Raw genomic sequence first — 1,189 nt, 5'->3', positions numbered from 1 at the left:
GATGGCGAAGAGCAAGTTTGAACGAACAAAACCGCATGTTAATATTGGTACGATTGGTCACGTTGATCATGGGAAGACCTCGTTGACAGCAGCGATTACGAAATATTTTGGTGAATTTAAAGCCTATGATCAAATTGATGCTGCCCCAGAGGAACGCGCACGTGGAATTACTATTTCTACAGCGCACGTTGAGTATGAAACGGAAAATCGTCACTATGCGCACGTTGATTGTCCAGGACACGCTGATTATGTGAAGAACATGATCACAGGGGCAGCACAGATGGATGGTGCTATTTTGGTTGTTTCAGCAGCTGATGGTCCAATGCCTCAGACACGTGAGCATATTTTGCTTGCGCGTCAGGTTGGTGTTCCAGCAATTGTTGTTTTTCTTAATAAAGTTGATCAGGTTGATGATGCAGAACTTTTGGAGCTTGTAGAGCTTGAGGTTCGGGAACTTTTATCCAAATATGATTTTCCAGGCGATGATATACCAATTGTTAAAGGTTCTGCGTTGGCAGCTCTTGAGGATAAGGATAAAAGCATTGGTGAAGATGCTGTTCGTCTTTTAATGAGTGAAGTTGATAATTATATTCCAACCCCTGAACGTCCTGTTGATCAACCATTTTTGATGCCGATAGAGGATGTATTTTCGATTTCGGGTCGTGGAACCGTTGTTACGGGTCGTGTTGAGCGTGGTGTTATTAAAGTTGGAGAGGAAATCGAGATTATCGGTATTCGTCCAACGTCTAAGACGACGGTTACAGGCGTTGAAATGTTCCGCAAACTTTTAGATCAGGGTCAAGCGGGTGATAATATAGGAGCTCTGCTTCGTGGTGTTGACCGTGAAGGGATTGAGCGTGGTCAAGTATTGGCGAAGCCAGGATCTGTTACGCCTCATACACGTTTTAAAGCAGAAGCTTACATTTTGACAAAAGATGAAGGTGGACGTCATACACCATTTTTCACGAATTATCGTCCTCAGTTTTACTTCCGTACGACGGATGTTACAGGTATTGTTACGCTTCCAGAAGGAACGGAAATGGTTATGCCAGGCGACAATGTTGCCATGGATGTTTCGTTGATCGTTCCGATAGCGATGGAAGAGAAGCTTCGTTTTGCTATTCGTGAAGGTGGTCGTACTGTTGGTGCCGGTATCGTCTCTAAGATCATTGAATAAATAATGCTTGTT

1 protein-coding gene is annotated in these 1,189 nt (G+C 43.7%); it reads left to right on the top strand.

Annotation, left to right across the window (positions count from 1 at the left end; translation table 11 throughout):
• Window position 1: 1 nt before the first annotated feature.
• The gene (tuf, locus tag ACFIK8_RS09660) at window positions 2-1,177 is read left to right on the top strand and encodes an elongation factor Tu (RefSeq protein ID WP_012755022.1); all 1,176 of its coding nucleotides are present in this window, start codon (window positions 2-4) and stop codon (window positions 1,175-1,177) included.
• The last annotated feature ends 12 nt before the right edge of the window (window positions 1,178-1,189 follow it).

It is taken from the genome of Bartonella sp. MR168JLCBS (assembly GCF_042194175.1).
Note: the sequence above shows the minus strand (reverse complement) of the source record. Positions and strands in the feature narration are given on the sequence as shown.

Excerpts from the sequence above, each read along its gene's own strand:
- tuf (WP_012755022.1), top strand. The coding sequence starts at position 2 with ATGGCGAAGAGCAAGTTTGAACGAACAAAACCGCATGTTAATATTGGT.